General features: G+C 61.9%; 21 protein-coding genes, 1 tRNA gene and 1 riboswitch. Of the genes, 14 read left to right on the top strand and 8 right to left on the bottom strand.

The window, feature by feature from the left end; translation table 11 throughout:
• The first annotated feature begins 61 nt into the window (after positions 1-61).
• Entirely contained in the window at positions 62-1,252 is a 1,191-nt protein-coding gene (locus tag B0G82_RS02905; protein WP_121306602.1) for an acyl-CoA dehydrogenase, read from the top strand.
• Positions 1,253-1,402: 150 nt separating this feature from the next.
• Here the strand turns inward: B0G82_RS02905 and B0G82_RS02910 are convergent, their stop codons facing one another.
• Positions 1,403-2,041, bottom strand: a complete 639-nt coding sequence (locus B0G82_RS02910; protein WP_121306603.1) for a peroxiredoxin — start codon at positions 2,039-2,041, stop codon at positions 1,403-1,405.
• A gap of 342 nt (positions 2,042-2,383) precedes the next feature.
• Between B0G82_RS02910 and B0G82_RS02915 the strand changes: the two genes are divergently transcribed.
• From B0G82_RS02915 to B0G82_RS02925, 3 genes are all read left to right on the top strand, one after another.
• A complete protein-coding gene (locus B0G82_RS02915; RefSeq protein ID WP_011486909.1) occupies positions 2,384-2,686 on the top strand; it encodes a DUF883 family protein in 303 nt (100 codons plus the stop codon).
• A 132-nt stretch (positions 2,687-2,818) separates the two neighbouring features.
• On the top strand, positions 2,819-3,205 hold the full coding sequence (locus tag B0G82_RS02920) for a phage holin family protein (RefSeq protein WP_106284466.1): 387 nt from the start codon (positions 2,819-2,821) through the stop codon (positions 3,203-3,205).
• A gap of 120 nt (positions 3,206-3,325) precedes the next feature.
• Positions 3,326-3,805, top strand: coding sequence for a DUF3318 domain-containing protein (locus tag B0G82_RS02925; protein WP_116119027.1), 480 nt, complete (start codon positions 3,326-3,328; stop codon positions 3,803-3,805).
• 53 nt (positions 3,806-3,858) lie between these two features.
• Here the strand turns inward: B0G82_RS02925 and B0G82_RS02930 are convergent, their stop codons facing one another.
• From B0G82_RS02930 to glyA, 7 genes are all read right to left on the bottom strand, one after another.
• Positions 3,859-4,287 (bottom strand): type IV pilin protein, encoded by a 429-nt coding sequence (locus tag B0G82_RS02930; RefSeq protein ID WP_121306604.1) that lies wholly within the window; start codon positions 4,285-4,287, stop codon positions 3,859-3,861.
• A 13-nt stretch (positions 4,288-4,300) separates the two neighbouring features.
• Positions 4,301-4,747, bottom strand: a complete 447-nt coding sequence (locus tag B0G82_RS02935; protein WP_199730118.1) for a pilus assembly protein — start codon at positions 4,745-4,747, stop codon at positions 4,301-4,303.
• 161 nt (positions 4,748-4,908) lie between these two features.
• Positions 4,909-5,721: a PilW family protein gene (locus B0G82_RS02940; protein WP_121306605.1), complete on the bottom strand. Its 813-nt coding sequence runs from the start codon at positions 5,719-5,721 to the stop codon at positions 4,909-4,911.
• Positions 5,718-6,164 carry a hypothetical protein gene (locus B0G82_RS02945; RefSeq protein ID WP_121306606.1) on the bottom strand — a complete coding sequence of 149 codons (447 nt, stop codon included), beginning with the start codon at positions 6,162-6,164 and terminating at the stop codon, positions 5,718-5,720. Before B0G82_RS02945 ends, B0G82_RS02940 begins: the two co-directional genes overlap by 4 nt.
• Complete coding sequence (locus B0G82_RS02950) at positions 6,161-6,727, bottom strand: GspH/FimT family pseudopilin (RefSeq protein ID WP_121306607.1); 567 nt, start codon at positions 6,725-6,727, stop codon at positions 6,161-6,163. The genes B0G82_RS02945 and B0G82_RS02950 overlap by 4 nt, the downstream gene beginning before the upstream one ends.
• Before the next feature lie 198 nt (positions 6,728-6,925).
• The gene (nrdR, locus tag B0G82_RS02955; RefSeq protein ID WP_012431825.1) at positions 6,926-7,408 is read right to left on the bottom strand and encodes a transcriptional regulator NrdR; all 483 of its coding nucleotides are present in this window, start codon (positions 7,406-7,408) and stop codon (positions 6,926-6,928) included.
• Between the two features lie 6 nt (positions 7,409-7,414).
• Positions 7,415-8,662: a serine hydroxymethyltransferase gene (glyA, locus tag B0G82_RS02960; protein ID WP_012431824.1), complete on the bottom strand. Its 1,248-nt coding sequence runs from the start codon at positions 8,660-8,662 to the stop codon at positions 7,415-7,417.
• 166 nt (positions 8,663-8,828) lie between these two features.
• Positions 8,829-8,937: riboswitch (ZMP/ZTP riboswitch) on the bottom strand.
• 241 nt (positions 8,938-9,178) lie between these two features.
• Here glyA and ydfG point away from each other — a divergent pair.
• From ydfG to B0G82_RS03010, 10 genes are all read left to right on the top strand, one after another.
• Positions 9,179-9,925 (top strand): bifunctional NADP-dependent 3-hydroxy acid dehydrogenase/3-hydroxypropionate dehydrogenase YdfG, encoded by a 747-nt coding sequence (ydfG, locus tag B0G82_RS02965; RefSeq protein ID WP_121308597.1) that lies wholly within the window; start codon positions 9,179-9,181, stop codon positions 9,923-9,925.
• A gap of 70 nt (positions 9,926-9,995) precedes the next feature.
• Positions 9,996-10,475 carry a tol-pal system-associated acyl-CoA thioesterase gene (ybgC, locus tag B0G82_RS02970; RefSeq protein ID WP_121306608.1) on the top strand — a complete coding sequence of 160 codons (480 nt, stop codon included), beginning with the start codon at positions 9,996-9,998 and terminating at the stop codon, positions 10,473-10,475.
• Positions 10,476-10,630: 155 nt separating this feature from the next.
• Positions 10,631-11,308: a protein TolQ gene (gene tolQ / locus B0G82_RS02975; RefSeq protein ID WP_007179119.1), complete on the top strand. Its 678-nt coding sequence runs from the start codon at positions 10,631-10,633 to the stop codon at positions 11,306-11,308.
• 10 nt (positions 11,309-11,318) lie between these two features.
• Entirely contained in the window at positions 11,319-11,765 is a 447-nt protein-coding gene (tolR, locus tag B0G82_RS02980) for a protein TolR (RefSeq protein WP_012431820.1), read from the top strand.
• Positions 11,762-12,796 carry a cell envelope integrity protein TolA gene (gene tolA, locus B0G82_RS02985; RefSeq protein ID WP_121306609.1) on the top strand — a complete coding sequence of 345 codons (1,035 nt, stop codon included), beginning with the start codon at positions 11,762-11,764 and terminating at the stop codon, positions 12,794-12,796. The genes tolR and tolA overlap by 4 nt, the downstream gene beginning before the upstream one ends.
• Positions 12,797-12,935: 139 nt before the next feature.
• A complete protein-coding gene (tolB, locus tag B0G82_RS02990) occupies positions 12,936-14,228 on the top strand; it encodes a Tol-Pal system beta propeller repeat protein TolB (RefSeq protein WP_106284475.1) in 1,293 nt (430 codons plus the stop codon).
• 32 nt (positions 14,229-14,260) lie between these two features.
• Positions 14,261-14,770: a peptidoglycan-associated lipoprotein Pal gene (gene pal / locus B0G82_RS02995; protein WP_012431817.1), complete on the top strand. Its 510-nt coding sequence runs from the start codon at positions 14,261-14,263 to the stop codon at positions 14,768-14,770.
• A 19-nt stretch (positions 14,771-14,789) separates the two neighbouring features.
• The gene (gene ybgF, locus B0G82_RS03000; protein ID WP_106284476.1) at positions 14,790-15,539 is read left to right on the top strand and encodes a tol-pal system protein YbgF; all 750 of its coding nucleotides are present in this window, start codon (positions 14,790-14,792) and stop codon (positions 15,537-15,539) included.
• Between the two features lie 177 nt (positions 15,540-15,716).
• A tRNA-Lys gene (locus B0G82_RS03005) sits at positions 15,717-15,792 on the top strand.
• 260 nt (positions 15,793-16,052) lie between these two features.
• The gene (locus B0G82_RS03010; protein ID WP_309546259.1) at positions 16,053-16,511 is read left to right on the top strand and encodes a hypothetical protein; all 459 of its coding nucleotides are present in this window, start codon (positions 16,053-16,055) and stop codon (positions 16,509-16,511) included.
• The last annotated feature ends 16 nt before the right edge of the window (positions 16,512-16,527 follow it).

A 16,527-nucleotide genomic window follows, 5' to 3' on the forward strand; every position in this document is an offset into this window, starting at 1 on the left:
TAGCGGAACTCAAGTCAAGCGCAAACACGTTTCCGTCAAGCAAGGAATCAGGAGATAAGCCATGGCCGAGGCCGCGCAGTTTCACTGGGAAGACCCGTTGCTGCTGGATCAGCAGCTCACCGAAGACGAACGCATGGTGCGCGACGCCGCCGCGGCTTACTCGCAAGACAAGCTGCAGCCGCGCGTGCTCGAAGCGTTCCGTCATGAGAAGACCGACATCGAGATCTTTCGCGAGATGGGCGAACTCGGCCTGCTCGGCCCGACCATTCCTGAGCAATACGGCGGCCCCGGTCTGAACTACGTGGCGTACGGTTTGATCGCGCGTGAAGTGGAACGCGTGGATTCGGGCTATCGGTCGATGATGTCCGTGCAGTCGTCGCTGGTCATGGTGCCGATCTATGAATTCGGCTCGGAAGCGCAGAAGCAGAAATACCTGCCGAAGCTCGCCACCGGCGAATGGATCGGCTGCTTCGGCCTGACCGAGCCGAATCACGGCTCCGATCCGGGCAGCATGGTCACGCGGGCCAAGAAGGTCGACGGCGGCTATTCGTTGTCGGGCTCGAAGATGTGGATCACCAATTCGCCGATCGCCGACGTGCTCGTCGTGTGGGCGAAGCTCGAGGAAAACGGCAAGGACGCGATCCGCGGCTTCATTCTCGAGAAGGGCTGGAAGGGACTGTCGGCGCCCACCATCCACAGCAAGGTGGGTCTGCGCGCGTCGATCACCGGCGAGATCGTGCTCGACGAAGTGTTCGTGCCGGAAGAGAACCGTTTCCCCGAAGTCAGCGGCTTGCGCGGCCCGTTCACGTGCCTGAATTCCGCGCGCTACGGCATCGCCTGGGGCGCGCTCGGTGCGGCTGAATCATGCTGGCACACCGCGCGTCAGTACGTGCTGGATCGCAAGCAGTTCGGCCGGCCGCTCGCCGCGAACCAGTTGATCCAGAAGAAGCTCGCTGACATGCAGACCGAAATCACGCTCGGTCTGCAAGGCGTGCTGCGCCTCGGCCGCATGAAGGACGAAGGCACCGCGGCCGTCGAGATCACCTCAATCATGAAGCGCAATTCATGCGGCAAGGCGCTGGACATTGCACGGCTCGCGCGCGACATGCTCGGCGGCAACGGCATCTCGGACGAATTCGGCATCGCGCGGCATCTGGTGAATCTGGAAGTGGTGAACACTTATGAAGGCACGCACGACATTCATGCGCTGATTCTGGGGCGCGCGCAAACCGGCATTCAGGCTTTTTTCTGAAGGTTTTCTGAAGCGCGAATCGCGCGGGTTGCGCCGATTGTCGCGGGTTTGCGCAGCACGATAAAAAAGCCAGTTCACTCGTGAACTGGCTTTTTTTCATTCGACCCGGCGTGCCGCGGTTAGCGGCCCGCTTCGTAGTACATCAGCCGCTTACTTGTTCGGCTGCGGCGTCATGCGCAGATACGGACGCAGCGCCTTGTAGCCCTTCGGGAATTTCTGCTTGATAACTTCCTCATCCTTCAGCGACGGGACGATGACCACATCATCGCCCTGCTTCCAGTTGCCCGGCGTGGCAACCGAGTGGCTGTCGGTGAGTTGCAGCGAATCGATCACGCGCAGTACTTCGTCGAAGTTGCGGCCAGTGCTCGCCGGATAGGTAATGATCAGGCGCACCTTCTTCTTCGGATCGATCACGAACAGCGAACGCACCGTGAGCGTCTCGTTGGCGTTCGGATGAATCATGTCGTACAGCCCGGCAACCTTGCGATCGCCGTCCGCGAGAATCGGGAAGCCAACGTTGGCGGCTTGAGTCTCGTTAATGTCTTTGATCCACTCTTTGTGCGACTCGGCGCTGTCGACCGACAATGCGATGGTCTTCACATTGCGCTTGTCGAACTCGCCGGCCAGCTTGGCGGTCAAGCCGAGTTCGGTCGTGCAGACCGGTGTGAAATCGGCCGGATGCGAGAACAACACGCCCCAACTATCGCCCAGCCATTCGTGGAATTTGATCGGGCCGACACTCGACTGCTGCTCGAAATCCGGTGCGATATCGCCAAGACGTAGACTCATTGTGCATCTCCCGTAGGTTTGGACATTGCCGCGCGAGCGTTCACGCGCGGCGCCCCGCAACGATAAAGCATACGGGAGTGACGGTGTATGACGAACCAACATCGCGTCACTACTTTATGCGTTTTTGTAATTTTCACCGATTTGGAGGAAACTTTGCGGGACAGATCAACTCCATCTCAAGCAAACTTCGTCTATACGTTGTGTGGCGACGGCGTTGTTTGTGGCTATGCTTCAAGCGGGAACGGTTCGTGCGATCTTGTCAACCAACCGGGCCCTGTGCTCGCCAGCGGCCGTTTCTTTGGTTACGATTCACGCGTGGCGTGAGACGAAGGGGAGCTGTCAATGTCGGAAATCAACAAGGAGAGATTGATGTCGGATATCAAAACCGTCCTCGCGGACGCTGAAGATCTGCTGAAACAGGCCGCGAGCGCCACCGGCGAGCGCGCTTCCGAATTGCGGGAAACGGCGCTGACGCGCCTGAAACAAGCGAGGGAAAAGGCGGCCGACGTTCAGGTCGTGGTGGTCGAAAAAGGCAAGAAGGCGGCCCGCGCCACTGACGACTACGTGCACGAGCATCCGTGGGCATCCATCGGCATTGCCGCCGGCGCCGGCGTGCTGCTTGGGCTATTGATCAACCGCAAGTAACACTGGCGATGCCGCCGGGCGGTTTTCGTCCGGCGCACCAGCGAACCGAGTTGACCGGCGCACGCCTTACCGGTCCGCTTCTTCTGGCGCGCGCGCGCGCCGGTTAGACCTTCACGCGCAACGCCCACAGCCATGACGATCGAAACACAATCGCAGCGCGGAGAACATAGTCCGTTGCGCCGCATAATCGGTTCCGTGTTTGCCATTCTGCAGACGCGGCTGGAACTGGTCGGCATCGAGCTTGCCGAAGAAAAGGACCGTTTGCTCGCCGTACTGTTCCTCGGCCTTGCCGCGATGATGCTCGCCACCATGGCCTTGATCGCGCTGACTGCGCTGATCGCCATCGCGTTCTGGGATACCTACCGCTGGCAGGCGCTGGCGGGCATCACCGCGGTCTACGCGATTGCGGGACTAGCCTGTGCGCTGAAAGCGCGCAGCGGTTTGCGCAATGCGCCAATGGTGTTCGAAGCGACCCTCGCAGAGTTTGAAAAAGACCGCGACGTGTTCCGCAAACCGTGACCCGGAAGACGCCACGGTGCGACATAGCGCCTCGCGTCTTTGGTTCTGCGTCTTGCCTAACAGCCTTGCGCGAATTGCAGCGCCGTTCCGTTGCTCAACCTTCACTGCCGTCGACACGCCATGAGCCAGATCCATTCCGATACCGCGTTCCGCAACAAGCGCCACCAGGCCAAAGATCTGAGCGCACCGCATTTGCGCGCACTGCGCAAGGAGTTGCTGCTGGTGCGCGCGGATGTCGAGCGCATGGAACTCGCTCAGGCGACCATCGAGTTGCGACAAGCAGTCACGCACTTTAGTTGGCTCAAATTCATTTTGCCGGGCTTCGGCGGCATGCGCGTCGGTAAAGGCTCGAAGGCGAGCTTTCTTAACGCGGGCAGCGTCGGCGCCCTCCTCAAACAGTATCCGCTCATCAGCTCGATCGCTTCGATCGTGCTTGCCAAGCCGCTGCGCACAACCGTCGTAGCCGGCGCCAAACCCGTGCTCAAATGGGGCAGCGTTGGGCTTGCCGCGTGGGAAGCCTATCGGATCTGGCAGCAGATGAAGCGGGATTCGGCGGCGTCATCAGGCGGCAAGGTTGAGTCGGCGGATAGTCGAGACTGAGGGAAACGCCGCGCGGCGTTCCGCCTCAGTTCAGCTCAGCCCGGTTCGGTTTGCTAGCTCGTATTCCAGCAGTCGCCGCTGGCGGCTGTCGAACCGGTTGCCGCGGGTTTGTTGCCACGTAGTCCTGTCGCATCGAGCGTGAAAATGCCGCACGTGTCGTCGTGCATCGGCCCGGCTTCACTCGGCGTTGCCTCGATCGCATAGCCACCGTTTGCATCGTCCGCGGGCAGCACGTGCAGGTGATAGACAGCCGTGCCGAATTGCGGCGCCTGATCGAGGCCCGGGGGCAATGTCGGTGCGTTGTCGTTTGCCGCTCCTTCAATGAATTGAGCCGCGCGATAGAGCGCGGACGCTGCGTCGATTCGATGGGTTCGCGCAACATGGCTGCGATACGAAGGCACGGCAAAGACGGCCAGCGTGGCGGCGATTGCCAGCGTGATCATCAACTCGAGCAGCGTGAATCCGGATGCATGCGACTTCATTAGGCCGCCTCCGTCAAAATGGCCGGGCAGCAACGCGGCGCCAATGACGTTCGATCTTCTCTCCATCGACCACCAGTTCCATTTGCAGCCATACCTGCGATTCGCTGGCGCGGCCGAAACCGCGCGAAGTTAATAAATACGCCCGCGCATCGGCACGAGTGGCGAGACGCCAGGCCTCGATCAGACATTGCGGTGCGCGCAGCGATCCTGGCCATTGCGCCACGGGCGTGACGGCTCCTGCTTCGAATGCTGCTGCGAGTTTCCATTGCACCGGCATGCCGGATGCGACCGGCAGCGGTGCTGCGGACTGCGTGCTTGCAGCGGCGATGACACTGCGGGCGCATAAAGTCAGCGCCGAATCCGCAGCATGAAAGGCCTGCAAGTACTCGCGAACGTTGATGGTGCCGCGCGCAGCCGCCAGCGACGTTTCGAACCAGGCTGCTGAAGTGACCAGCATCATTGATGAAATCAGCAGGACGATAGGCAGCACCACGCCCCGTTGCCCGGTGCTCGGCACGGTGCACCGCGTTCGGCTGAGGTTTGCCAGGTTTGCCGACTGACCGTGACGTCTCATGCACTTCCCCTCGGTCCGACACGGCTGCTTTTCCCTTTGTGGTTTCGTCACAGCGAATCCTCCACGTGATTGCGTATCGCAACACGCCGCGAGTACGCCTGGCGCGGTCGTGAATCCGCACCGAGAGCACTTACGCCATCGCAATCGACATAGCGCGCACGCTGTTGCCCCTGCGGCATGCCGCGTACGAGCACGCAAAGATCGACGGCGACGATCTTTGCCCATTGATCGGCCGTCACCGCCGACGCGTCGATTGCGGTCAGCCCGCCAGCTAGCCAGTACTTGATCCGCAAGCGCTCGATGCCTTCTACCAGCGGCTGCGCGGACCCCGGCTTGCCGTTACCCTCGCAGTAAAGTTCCGGCTCACCGGTCGAACCGCTGACCCTCGCGAAGTACCGGTTGACGACCGGCACGCCCTGGTCGCCGAGCGCGGCGCTGCTGCCAGCGACGGCCTGACCGAGACAGTCGGTCGTTTGCCCGCTGGTCGATGCCCACGTGGAGACGTTGTCCCCGACATAACGGACCGCGACACCATCCGAATGACTGGGCAAGGTCTCGCAGGCGAGGCTATCGTCGGCGCCGACCGGGCGGCCGCCCGAACATCCGAACATCGGCGGCGGACTGCTGTACCGCGCGATGTCCGCGGGTACGAAGCCGGCCATTTGCAATTGCGGGCCGATCAGCGTCAGCGCAGTCAGACCGGCTTCGCGAATCCGCATCGCATCGCTCGCGCGTTCGAATGCGCTCCGCTGCGTCCTGTAGAGCGAGACGGCACCCGCGGTCACCAGCAGCCCCAACGCCATCGCGATCACGAATTCGATCAAGGTATGGCCGTGAGCAGGGTTCCAACGCCGCGTCATTGCGCAAACGCCAGCACGACGCATGAAGAGCCCACGGGCAGATCCACTCCGCCGCAAGGCGCGGGCTTGTCGATCACGTCGTCGGAATGTGGCAAGTCGCGCAGTGATGCCCATGTCACGCGTGCAGCGGACACGCCCGCGATGTCACTCACCGAGGCTTCGCCATGCGGCAAAAGTTTCGCTGCACGCGCGCTCCATTGTCTGGTTGCCGAGTCGCCCGAAGCGGGAGCGCACATGGCCTCCGCGACGGAATCGGCTATCCAGGCGGCATGTTCGCGCAGGGACATCGCGCGGGCCTCGCGCGCGGTCCACAACTGGCCGGCGATCAAGCCGAGCGCCGTGACAGCAATCAACGCGACAGCCAGCATGACTTCGATCAATGAACTGCCGACCCACCTGGACTCGCGGCAGCGCGAGTGCGGACTCCGCGAATATTGGCTCATGACGCGGCTCCGCATGCGCCCTCAACGATCCGCGCGCGGCCGCCCGCCGCAATGCGAATGCAGCGGCGCCACTTGTCTCCTTGTGTCGCCTTCGACGGTGCACGCGGCGCAATATCGAAACTGCGGAAGGTGCCGATCAATTGGCCCGCCGGCGGCGTGAACGTGAGATTCGTCTGCGTGCCGGCGATGCTCACGGCCGCCAACAGAGGTTGCGCACGCAATAGCGATAGCGTGCCGCCTCGTTCGGCCAGCACGGCCCAACCGCACGACCAGTCAGCGACGCCGTTACCGCACGGTTGCCCCGCGGCAAGACAATGCCGCGCGGCGTCGGTGCGGCATACGGTGACTCGTGCGCCTCGGCGTAACGCTTCACTGCGTGCATAAGCGAGCGTCGAGGCAAGCGCCTTCGCGCGGGCGTCGACCTGGTCTCGCACGTGCCACGATACGAATGACGGCGTGGCCATCACAGCGACCACGGCCAGCAGCGCGATAACAGCCAGCGTTTCGACAAGCGTGAAGCCACGATATCGCGGCGGACGGACTGCATTCCGATTCATCTGCATCCCTGATCGATTCGAAGAATGCAGCCAATCTAGCCGTTTGCAAATCGTCCAACAATCGGCCGAACGGCTAGGTGGCACTCAGACGCTAGTCCGCGCAAAAATGCACGCGACGAACCATTACGGCAGCGGGAGATACGGATGCGCGAAACAACGCGGAACAGAACGGCGGTCCAAACGCAACGCGCGATGCGACTGCGTTCAGCGCTTGCGGGAAGGCTTGGGAGGAGAAGACGCGCGGCGAAATTCTTCGATCACGTCTTCGAATTCGGAGACGTCTTCAAAGCGCCGGTAGACGGAAGCAAAACGAACGTAGGCAATGGTATCGAGCGCACGCAATTCATTCATCACGAGTTCGCCGAGGCGCTCGCTGCGCACTTCGCGCTCGCCGCTGCCGAGCAACAGATATTCGATGCGGGCAACCGCGGCGTCGATCGCGTCCGCTGCCACCGGGCGCTTGCGCAGCGCCAGTTGCATGCTCGCGACGATCTTGCGGCGGTCGAATTCAGTACGGCTACCATCCTTCTTGACGACCGACGGCAACGCCAGCTCGACCCGCTCATACGTCGTAAAACGTTTGTCGCAGGCCGGGCAGCGGCGGCGCCGGCGAATCGTCGCGCCGTCTTCGGATACGCGCGAGTCGACGACCTGCGTATCGGCGTGACGGCAGAAGGGGCAATGCATGGCGGCTTAGCGGTAAACAGGAAAGCGCTGCGTCAGCTCAGCGACTTGCCCGCGCACGCGTTCGATCGTGGCGGCGTCTTCTGGATTGTCGAGCACGTCGGCGATCAGGTTACCCACCTGCTCCGCTTCCTTGACGCCGAAACCGCGCGTGGTCATGGCCGGCGAGCCGAGGCGCACGCCGCTCGTCACGAACGGTTTTTCCGGATCGTTCGGGATCGCGTTCTTGTTGACCGTGATGTGAGCAGCGCCCAGCGCGGCTTCTGCAGCCTTGCCGGTGATCTTCTTCGCACGCAGGTCGACGAGCATGACGTGGCTTTCAGTGCGGCCCGACACGATGCGCAGACCGCGCTTGACCAGCGTCTCAGCCAGCACGCGCGCGTTTTCGACGACTTGCTGCTGATATGCCTTGAATTCCGGCGACAGGGCTTCCTTGAACGCGACGGCCTTGCCGGCGATCACATGCATCAGCGGACCGCCTTGAATGCCGGGGAAAATTGCCGAGTTGATCTGTTTTTCGAACTCGGCCTTCATCAGAATCACGCCGCCGCGCGGGCCACGCAGGCTCTTGTGCGTGGTGGTGGTGACAAAATCGGCGTGCGGCACGGGGTTCGGATAAACGCCCGCGGCGATCAGACCGGCGTAATGCGCCATGTCGACCATGAAGTACGCGCCGACCGACTTGGCGATTTTCGACATGCGTTCGAAATCGATACGCAGCGAGAACGCGGACGCCCCTGCCACGATCAGCTTCGGCTTGTGTTCCTGAGCGAGTTTCTCCGCGGCGTCGTAGTCGATGTCTTCGGCTTCGTTCAGGCCATAGCTGACCACGTTGAACCACTTGCCCGACATGTTGACCGGCGAACCGTGCGTAAGGTGGCCACCGTGCGCGAGGCTCATGCCCATGATCGTGTCGCCCGGCTTGAGCATGGCGAAAAACACGCCCTGGTTGGCCTGCGAGCCGGAGTTCGGCTGCACGTTCGCGGCTTCGGCGCCGAACAGTTGCTTCACGCGGTCGATCGCGAGCTGCTCGGCGACGTCGACGTACTCGCAGCCGCCATAATAGCGCTTGCCCGGATACCCTTCAGCGTACTTGTTCGTGAGTTGCGAGCCTTGTGCAGCCATGACAGCCGGGCTCGTGTAGTTTTCCGACGCGATCAGTTCGATATGCTCTTCCTGACGGCGGTTTTCCTGCTCGATGACCTTCCAGAGTTCAGGATCGACGTTGGCGATGGTGCTTTGGGCTCTGTCAAACATACGGATTCCGTTGAATGTGTTCAGGTTGACCGGATCGTGCGCCGAATCTTGCGTAGAGGGTACGCAGCGCTGCTGGCGGCTGGGCCAGCCCTGACGTGGCGGATGGAGAGTCGCCGCACACGCGAGGCAGGGCAGCCACCGTCAGCGCAGATCAATGCGCGCGGATCACGGCTGCCCAGGCGAACGGCAAAACGGCACCCCGCGCTTCACGGTGGGTTGTTCCACCTTGAACCCGATTGCTTGAACCGGTTCTATCGCCAGTCACGCAGGGATGAGCGCGTTAGTTTATTGGAAGCGGATCGAATAGGCAACCGGGTTCCGGCCACTCCTGCGGGTGCCCGCCGGGCGGGCTCCAGAGCCGTCTCATGCGGCGCGCAAACGTCTGAGGAAAAACCTGCAGAGACTCGCGGCGCGTCCTTGCCGCAGCCTCTCGTACGGCTGGTTCATCCTTGCCGCAGCGCCGCAATGGAAGTAGGCTTGGGGCCTTTCTCTCCTACCAGCCTGGGAACCACTGCAATGATTGTGTTCGTCACCGGAGCGTCCGCGGGATTCGGCGCCGCCATCGCTCGCGCCTTCGTCAAAGGCGGCCATCGCGTCGTCGCCACTGCTCGCCGCAAGGACCGCCTGCAAGGACTCGCCGACGAACTCGGCGACGCGCTTTTGCCGTACGAGCTCGACGTGCGCGACCGCGCCGCCGTCGAAGCCGTGCCGGCCTCGCTGCCGGCCGATTTCGCCGCCGTCGACGTGCTGGTCAACAATGCCGGCCTCGCGCTCGGCATCGAACCGGCGCAGAAAGCGAATCTCGACGAATGGAACACCATGATCGAGACCAATTGCACCGGGCTCGTTCAAGTCACGCATGCCCTCCTGCCCGGCATGGTGGAGCGCAATCGCGGCCACATTTTCAATCTCGGCTCGGCAGCCGGCAGCTGGCCGTATGCGGGCGGCAACGTCTACGGGGCCACCAAGGCGTTCGTGCATCAGTTCAGCCTCAATCTGCGCGCCGATGTCGCCGGCACCGCACTGCGGGTGACGAACGTCGAGCCGGGCCTGTGCGGCGGCACCGAGTTCTCGAACGTGCGTTTTCGCGGCGACGACGCTAAGGCCGGCAAAATGTACGAAAACGTGCAGCCGCTGACGCCTGAAGACATCGCCGACTCGATCTACTGGATCGCCACGCGCCCGGCGCACGTTAACATCAACACGATCGAACTGATGCCGGTGGCGCAATCGTTCTCCGCGTTGTCCGTCCATCGCGGCTGAAATCCCGGCTGAAGCTTGCAGGACGGGGCGCACATCTTGAAACAGACCTGCGGGTGTGCGTTCCGGTAAAATGCGCCGCATGAATATGTCGACCAGCCAGCCCGGCGAGGAAATCGGCTACACGTGGCCAATCCGCGTGTACTACGAAGATACCGACGCCGGCGGCATCGTGTTTTACGCGAATTACCTGAAATTTTTCGAACGTGCGCGCACCGAGTGGCTGCGCGCGTGCGGTGTCGACCAGAATCGGCTCGCCGACGAAGCGGGCGCGATTTTCATCGTCCGCAGCACGGCGGTCGATTATCGGGCGCCGGCCCGGCTAGACGACATGGTCAACGTGGTCAGCCGGATCGAGCGGCTCGGCAGAGCGTCGGTCGATTTCGCGCAGGAAGCGAGGCGGGACGGCACGCTGCTTGCTACCGGTTCCATCCGGGTCGGCTGCGTGGACCGCATTGCGCTGCGGCCGACCGCGATTCCTTCGCCGGTTCTCGCTGCCTTGCGGCGTGGGCCGGGCGCGAGCGAGCCCGGCGTGTCAACGGATAAAGACTGAACCCCGTTGTTATGGGGCCAGTGAACTCGTAACGATCAAGCAACACAAAGCATCGTTCGGCTTGCAATATCGCCGATGCTTCCGTTTTGCTCACGGCAAGCTTCGAGTGGCCTTGCAGCCGGACGCCCCCTTCCGGGACGTTAAAACGAACCTTTATGAACACTACACAAGATCTGTCGATCGTTTCACTCGTACTCAACGCAAGCCTGCTGGCGCAGGCTGTCATGGCTCTGCTGCTGTTGCTGTCGCTGCTGTCGTGGACTTTCATCTTCCGCAAGTGGTTTGCGATCCGCCGGGCGCGGGCGCAAACTGAGCGTTTCGAACGCGATTTCTGGTCGGGCGGCGACCTGCAGGCGCTTTATCAAAGCGCCGCGAACAACCGGCACACCATCGGAGCACTGGAACGGATTTTCGAGTCAGGCATGCGCGAATTTCTGAAGGGCAAGGAAAAGCGCCTGAACGATCCGGGCGCGATTCTCGACGGCGCACGGCGCGCCATGCGTGCCGCGTTCCAGCGTGAAATGGACGTGCTCGAAGCCAATCTCGCGTTTCTCGCGTCGGTCGGTTCGGTCAGCCCGTATATCGGTCTGTTCGGCACGGTGTGGGGGATCATGAATGCGTTCCGCGGCCTCGCCAACGTGCAGCAGGCCACGCTCGCCAACGTCGCGCCGGGCATTGCCGAAGCGCTGACCGCCACCGCGATCGGCCTGTTCGCCGCGATTCCGGCCGTGGTTGCCTACAACCGCTACGCGCACGATATCGACCGCCTGGCAATCCGCTTCGAAACCTTCATCGAAGAGTTCTCGAACATCCTGCAGCGTCAGGCACAGTAAGGAGTCCACGATGGCAGGCTCTCGCTCCTCCAGCATGCGCGGCAGCCGCTCGCGCCGCGCGATGGCCGACATCAACGTCGTGCCGTACATCGACGTGATGCTCGTGCTGCTCGTGATCTTCATGGTGACCGCGCCGCTCGTGGCCCCGTCGATCGTCAATCTGCCGACCGTCGGCGGCGCCGCGCCGCAACAGCAAACGCCGCCCGTGATCGTCAACATTCGCGCGGACGGCAACATGAGCGTCAAGTACAAGGACGATTCGGGCGCGCAGCAGCAGGAGAACATGACGAAAGCGGATCTGAACGGCTTCATCGCCGATCGCGCGCAATCGCATCCTGACCAGCCCGTCGTGATCGCCGCCGACAAGACCGTCAAGTACGAAGTCGTCATGAACGTGATGTCCGAACTGAAAGCTCGCGGCGTCAAGCGCGTTGGATTGCTCGTCAAATCGCAATGATCCGCAAGAATTCCGAATACCCGCTCCAGCCACCGCGTGAACGCGGCACCGGGCGAGCCTTTGCATTCGCGCTGGTGATGCACGCGCTGCTCGGGTTCTTCCTGTACCACGGTATTCAGTGGCAAAACAGTACGCCCGAAGGCGCGGAAGCTGAGCTGTGGACAGAAGTGCCGGATACCGCGATTCCGCGTCCCGTGCCGCCGCCCGTGCCCGTGCCCGTGGCCCCCGCCCCCCCGGTGCGAGACGAACAGGCCGACATCGCGCTGCAGGAAAAGAAACGTCAGCAGCAGGAAGCGGCTCGCGAGGCGCAGTTGGCTGAACAGCAACGTCAGCAGAAACTGCAGGCGCAGCAGGAAGCCGAGGCAAAGCGCCAGCAACAACTCGCTGCGGAGCAGGCGGCGCAACTCGCCGCGCAGAAAGCTGCGGCGGCCAAACAGAAGCAGCAGCAACAGCAGGCCGACAAGCAGAAGCAACAGCAATTGGCTGAGCAGCAAAAGCAGCAGCAGTTGAAAGAACAGCAGCTGAAAGAGCAGCAGCAGGAACAGCAGAAGCAGGCCGAGGCTGAAGCGCAGAAGAAAGCCGACGCGCAGAAAGCCGCGAAGGCCAAGGCACAAGCCGACGCCGCGGCGCAAGCGAAGAAGCTGGATGCCGAACGTCGCGCACGACTCGCGCAAATGCAAGGCCTCGCGACCGGTGGCACCGGCTCGACCACCAGCGACGGGCTTGGCAAGAGCGGCACGGGCAGCGGCTCGGGTGGCACGGCGACATCGCCTGGGTACTCCGACAAGGTGCGGCGTGCCGTGCGCCCGAATATCTCGTGGGGCGGCGAAACGAGCGGTCTGGAGACGGTGGTCTCCGTGCGCTGCTCACCGACGGGCACCTTGCTGGGTGCCACGGTTTCGCGTAGCAGTGGCAACGCTGCGTGGGACGACGCCGCGCTACGAGCGGTTCAGCGTACTGATCCGATGCCTCAGGACATCAATGGCAAGACGCCGTCGAGCTTCCTGATTACGTTGCGCCCGGCCGGTTGATTCACAGTAGTTTGACAGTCAGTTGACAGCAGACTCTGCGCCCTGCCCACCGGGGCGCGCTCGGGAACGAATTAGTTCTTTTCGGGTCTGTCTGCTGTCTTGAAGTGTTAGTAAACCGTTTTTGGGGAAACCATACAGCATGAGTTTGATGACCAAGCTAGGCCTGCGGACACTTGTAGCGTCGTGCCTGATCGCCGTTGGCGGCGCCGCTCACGCACAACTTAACGTCCTCGTGACAGGCGTCGGGTCCACCCAGTTTCCAATCGCAACGGCAAACTTTGCCAATGAAGCGAACTCGCCGCAGCAAGTCAGCACGATCGTGCGTCAGGATCTCCAACGCAGCGGCAAATTCACGAACATCGACGCGGGCTCCACGCCGGTCGCCGAAACGGATTCCGTCGACCTCGGCAGCTGGAAGGCCAAGGGAGCGAACGCGTTCGTGTCGGGCAGCGTGAACCGTCTGCCAAACGGCCAGTACGAAGTGCGCTTCAAGCTGTACGACACCGTCAAGGGCGAAAGCCTCGGCGGCCTCGTGCTGGTGAGCCCGGAAAGCGGCCTGCGCATGAGCGCGCACAAGGTCGCGGACTACATCTACGCGAAGCTGATGGGCGGTCGCGGCGTGTTCGCCACGCGCCTGTCGTACGTCATCAAGACGGGCGGCCGTTATCAATTGCAGATTTCCGATTCGGACGGCCAGGACGCGCATATCGCGCTCTCGAGCCCCGAGCCGATCATCTCGCCTGCATGGTCGCCTGACGGCACCAAGGTCGCTTACGTCTCGTTTGAAAAGAAGAAGCCGATCGTCTACATCCACGATCTGCCTACGGGCCGCCGTATCGTCGTGTCGGACCAGAAGGGTAACAACAGTGCGCCGGCATGGTCGCCGGACGGACGCACGCTGGCCGTCGCGCTCTCGCGCACCGGCAACACGCAGATTTTCGCCGTCAACGCGGACGGCAGTGGCCTGCGCCGTCTCACGCAAGGCAGCTCGATCGACACCGAACCGTGCTTCTCGCCCGACGGCCAGTCGATCTATTTCACTAGCGACCGTGGCGGCCAGCCGCAGATCTACAAGATGTCGGCGCAAGGTGAAAACGCCGGCGCCGCGCAACGCGTCACGTTCACGGGCAGCTACAACACCAGCCCGCGCGTGAGCCCGGACGGCAAACAGCTCGCTTATATCTCGCGCGTCGGCGGCGGGTTCAAGCTCTACATTCAGGACCTGCAAGGCAACACCGCCACAGGACTGACGGACACGACACATGACGAATCGCCGAGCTTCGCGGCGAACGGTCAGTACATTCTTTACGCCACACAGGTGAACGGCCGTGGCGTGTTGGCCGCAGTATCGACCGACGGTCGCACTCGGCAGGTCCTGTCCGTTCAGGGTGGCAGCGTACGCGAGCCATCCTGGGGCCCGTTTATGCAATAACGTTGATGCAATAACACAAGGAGAGTACTCAAATGATGTCAAAACTTCGCTTCGCTTTCGCCGTATTGATGGTCGGTGCACTGGCAGCATGTCACTCGGGCGTCAAGCTCGATGAAAACGCTAACAAGGGTGGTACGGTTTCGGCGCAGCCGAACCCGAACGATGTCGCAACGGTCAATGTCGACCCGCTGAACGACCCGAACAGCCCGCTGGCCAAGCGCAGCATCTACTTCGACTTCGACAGCTACTCGGTCAAGGACGACTATCAATCGCTGCTGCAACAACACGCGCAATACCTGAAGAGCCATCCGCAACGCCACGTCCTGATCCAGGGCAACACCGACGAACGCGGCACCAGCGAGTACAACCTGGCACTCGGCCAGAAGCGTGCTGAAGCTGTGCGCCGTTCACTGTCGCTGATGGGCGTGACGGACTCGCAAATGGAAGCCGTGAGCCTCGGCAAGGAAAAGCCGCAAGCTACGGGTCATGACGAATCGTCGTGGGCACAAAACCGCCGCGCCGACCTCGTGTACCAACAGTAAGTAACGGGTGATGAGCCGAATGACGCATCGTTTCTCCTGGCTGCGCTTTGCCGCAGCGGCCTGCGTCGCGGGCACGGCCTTCGCGGCCGTGCCCGCGCATGCGGGCATCTTCGACGACGATCAGGCCCGTCAGGCTATTCTCGATCTGCGTTCGAAGACCGATAGCCTGTCGAGTCAGTTGTCGGCCGCGCAGCGCACCATCCTCGATCAGTCCAACCGTCTCGACCAGTTGAATCAGCAGGTCGCGACGCTGCGTGGGCAGAACGAGGATATGGCCAACCAGCTCGCCACCGTGCAGAAGCAGCAGAAGGACTACTACACCGATCTGGACACGCGCCTGAAGAAATTCGAGCCGCAGCAGCAGACGGTGGACGGCGTCCAGGGCGAGGTGCAGCCGGGTGAGACCGATTCGTTCAACGCGGCTTCACAGCAATTCCGCAACGGCGACTTCAAGAATGCGGCGGCATCGTTCCGCGCTTTCATCTCCAAGTTCCCGAACAGCCCATACCAGCCGACCGCGCAGTACTGGCTCGGCAACGCGCTGTATGCACTGCGCGACTACAAGGGTTCGACGGCAACCTGGCAGGGTGTGGTGCAGAAATATCCGCAGCATCCGCGGGCGCCGGAAGCGCTGCTGGCCATTGCTAACAATCAGCTCGAGCAAGGTCAGAAGGCTGCGGCCAAGAAGACGCTGGAGCAGATCGTCGCGCAATACGGCGGCTCCGACGTCGCGCAGTCGGCACAGAGCAAGCTGTCGCAGATCAAGTAGTTGTGTAGTATTGCTCGAGTAGTTAGCAGTAACGCGCAGTGACCGACGCCATAGCCACGCGCGCCTCTCGCTGAAAAGCCCGGGCGGTCTGCCCGGGCTTTTCACTATTTGAAATGCGGATCGGTGCGATGGGTTGACAGCGCGCCGAAGCTATCGCTATAATTTCGCTTCTCTTTTGGGTCGTTAGCTCAGCTGGTAGAGCAGCGGACTTTTAATCCGTTGGTCACAGGTTCGAATCCCGTACGGCCTACCAAAAGATTCAAGGGCTTGCACGCATTAGCGTGCGAGCCCTTTTCTTTTTGCGGCTCGGATTGCGCAATGCAATCCCGCAAGACCGCTCGCAAAATTCATAACACAGCTACATATATTCACCGATCTAACTGCGGACTTTTCCCGCAACACTCACCACCATTTCTCACAACACGACCGGCGTTTTCCCGCGCCAACGCTATTGCCACAGACAGGAAACAACGGACTCCGAACTGAACATTTATTGAGACATAAAGACGTGCAATGATCGCCGCCGGTCGAGCGAAACACGCTGCGACTCTGCGTGAGCAGACGCTTTGGCAACGCCGCAGCCCCCTGCGCTTTCATTTCACCCATATGACTAATTTTCTGTTCGATCTGTTCTCGAACCTGGCTCTGCTTACCTTCGTGCTGGCCGTCTGTCACCTGTGCAACCGCTTCGCCCCAGGTGCGTCACTCAATGGCTCGCATATATTCGCCGCGCTGGCATCGGCCGCATTCCTGCTCGATGCCGCGCTGACCTTTTTAGTGTTCGCCGATTCGCAGAGCCGCTACGGTCAGTTCAGCACATCGACTGCGTTTTTCGAGCGCAGCGGCGCATACCTGCTCGCGATCATCGCGGCTCTCACCTGGCGTCGCGCTGCCCGCCGCGCGAAAGTCAGCGTCGACAAGCCGCTCGTCATCCACACTTCACCGTATTCGAAATCGAATCTGCCGATGTAGGCACGACAAGCGTCAT

Origin of the sequence: Paraburkholderia sp. BL17N1, from assembly GCF_003634175.1 — a bacterium.
Taxonomy (GTDB): domain Bacteria; phylum Pseudomonadota; class Gammaproteobacteria; order Burkholderiales; family Burkholderiaceae; genus Paraburkholderia.

Coding starts and splice junctions, on each gene's coding strand:
- ybgF (WP_106284476.1), top strand. CDS start 14,790: ATGACGCATCGTTTCTCCTGGCTGCGCTTTGCCGCAGCGGCCTGCGTC.
- B0G82_RS02910 (WP_121306603.1), bottom strand. CDS start 2,041: ATGAGTCTACGTCTTGGCGATATCGCACCGGATTTCGAGCAGCAGTCG.
- tolA (WP_121306609.1), top strand. CDS start 11,762: ATGATCCGCAAGAATTCCGAATACCCGCTCCAGCCACCGCGTGAACGC.
- B0G82_RS02920 (WP_106284466.1), top strand. CDS start 2,819: ATGACGATCGAAACACAATCGCAGCGCGGAGAACATAGTCCGTTGCGC.
- ydfG (WP_121308597.1), top strand. CDS start 9,179: ATGATTGTGTTCGTCACCGGAGCGTCCGCGGGATTCGGCGCCGCCATC.
- B0G82_RS02945 (WP_121306606.1), bottom strand. CDS start 6,164: ATGAGCCAATATTCGCGGAGTCCGCACTCGCGCTGCCGCGAGTCCAGG.
- B0G82_RS02935 (WP_199730118.1), bottom strand. CDS start 4,747: ATGATGCTGGTCACTTCAGCAGCCTGGTTCGAAACGTCGCTGGCGGCT.
- tolR (WP_012431820.1), top strand. CDS start 11,319: ATGGCAGGCTCTCGCTCCTCCAGCATGCGCGGCAGCCGCTCGCGCCGC.
- B0G82_RS02950 (WP_121306607.1), bottom strand. CDS start 6,727: ATGCAGATGAATCGGAATGCAGTCCGTCCGCCGCGATATCGTGGCTTC.
- B0G82_RS03010 (WP_309546259.1), top strand. CDS start 16,053: ATGATCGCCGCCGGTCGAGCGAAACACGCTGCGACTCTGCGTGAGCAG.
- B0G82_RS02905 (WP_121306602.1), top strand. CDS start 62: ATGGCCGAGGCCGCGCAGTTTCACTGGGAAGACCCGTTGCTGCTGGAT.
- nrdR (WP_012431825.1), bottom strand. CDS start 7,408: ATGCATTGCCCCTTCTGCCGTCACGCCGATACGCAGGTCGTCGACTCG.
- pal (WP_012431817.1), top strand. CDS start 14,261: ATGATGTCAAAACTTCGCTTCGCTTTCGCCGTATTGATGGTCGGTGCA.
- ybgC (WP_121306608.1), top strand. CDS start 9,996: ATGCGCCGCATGAATATGTCGACCAGCCAGCCCGGCGAGGAAATCGGC.
- tolQ (WP_007179119.1), top strand. CDS start 10,631: ATGAACACTACACAAGATCTGTCGATCGTTTCACTCGTACTCAACGCA.
- B0G82_RS02925 (WP_116119027.1), top strand. CDS start 3,326: ATGAGCCAGATCCATTCCGATACCGCGTTCCGCAACAAGCGCCACCAG.
- B0G82_RS02940 (WP_121306605.1), bottom strand. CDS start 5,721: ATGACGCGGCGTTGGAACCCTGCTCACGGCCATACCTTGATCGAATTC.
- B0G82_RS02915 (WP_011486909.1), top strand. CDS start 2,384: ATGTCGGAAATCAACAAGGAGAGATTGATGTCGGATATCAAAACCGTC.
- B0G82_RS02930 (WP_121306604.1), bottom strand. CDS start 4,287: ATGAAGTCGCATGCATCCGGATTCACGCTGCTCGAGTTGATGATCACG.
- glyA (WP_012431824.1), bottom strand. CDS start 8,662: ATGTTTGACAGAGCCCAAAGCACCATCGCCAACGTCGATCCTGAACTC.
- tolB (WP_106284475.1), top strand. CDS start 12,936: ATGAGTTTGATGACCAAGCTAGGCCTGCGGACACTTGTAGCGTCGTGC.